This is a genomic window from Streptomyces sp. T39 (assembly GCF_008042045.1).
Taxonomy (GTDB): Bacteria; Actinomycetota; Actinomycetes; order Streptomycetales; family Streptomycetaceae; genus Streptomyces.
The window spans coordinates 1-831 of the sequence record NZ_RDBP01000241.1 but is presented as its reverse complement, the minus strand read 5'-3'; the positions used below and the strand labels follow the sequence as shown (position 1 = coordinate 831).

Sequence of the window (831 nt, the reverse complement as noted above, 5' to 3'; positions counted from 1 at the left end):
GCAGGAGAGAAGTCCCATGGCTGAAGTTCTCGTCTATGTCGATCACGTGGACGGTGCGGTCCGCAAGCCCACGCTGGAGCTGCTGACGCTGGCGCGGCGGATCGGTGAGCCGGTCGCCCTCGCGGTGGGTGCGGGTGCCGGTGAGACCGCGGGTGTGCTCGGTGAGCACGGTGCGGTGAAGGTGCTGACGGTGGAGGCGCCGGAGTTCGCCGAGTACCTGGTGGTGCCGAAGGTGGAGGCGCTGCAGGCGGCGGTGGAGGCGGTGTCGCCGGTGGCGGTGCTGGTGCCGTCGTCCGCGGAGGGCAAGGAGATCGCGGCGCGTCTGGCGGTGCGGATCGGTTCGGGTCTGATCACCGACGCGGTGGACCTGGAGGCCGGTGAGCAGGGTCCGGTGGCCACGCAGTCCGCGTTCGCGGCGTCGTTCACGACGAAGTCGCGGGTGTCGAAGGGTGTGCCGGTGATCACGGTGAAGCCGAACTCGGCGGCCGTGGAGGCGGCGYCGGCCGCGGGTGCGGCCGAGGCGCTGTCGGTGTCGTTCTCCGAGAAGGCGGCCGGTACGAAGGTCGTGGCGCGCACGCCGCGGGAGTCGACCGGGCGTCCGGAGCTGACCGAGGCCGCGATCGTGGTCTCCGGTGGCCGGGGTGTCAACGGTGCGGAGAACTTCGCGGTCATCGAGGCGCTCGCGGACTCGCTGGGTGCCGCGGTCGGTGCGTCGCGTGCCGCGGTCGACGCCGGCTGGTACCCGCACACCAACCAGGTCGGCCAGACCGGCAAGTCGGTCTCCCCGCAGCTGTACATCGCCTCCGGCATCTCCGGCGCGATCCAGCACCG

At 71.8% G+C, this 831-nt stretch carries 1 protein-coding gene; it reads left to right on the top strand.

Annotation, left to right across the window (positions count from 1 at the left end; translation table 11 throughout):
* Positions 1-16: 16 nt before the first annotated feature.
* Positions 17-831, top strand: an 815-nt coding sequence (locus EAO77_RS37765; protein WP_147992783.1) for an electron transfer flavoprotein subunit alpha/FixB family protein, incomplete at its 3' end; no start/stop codon positions are given.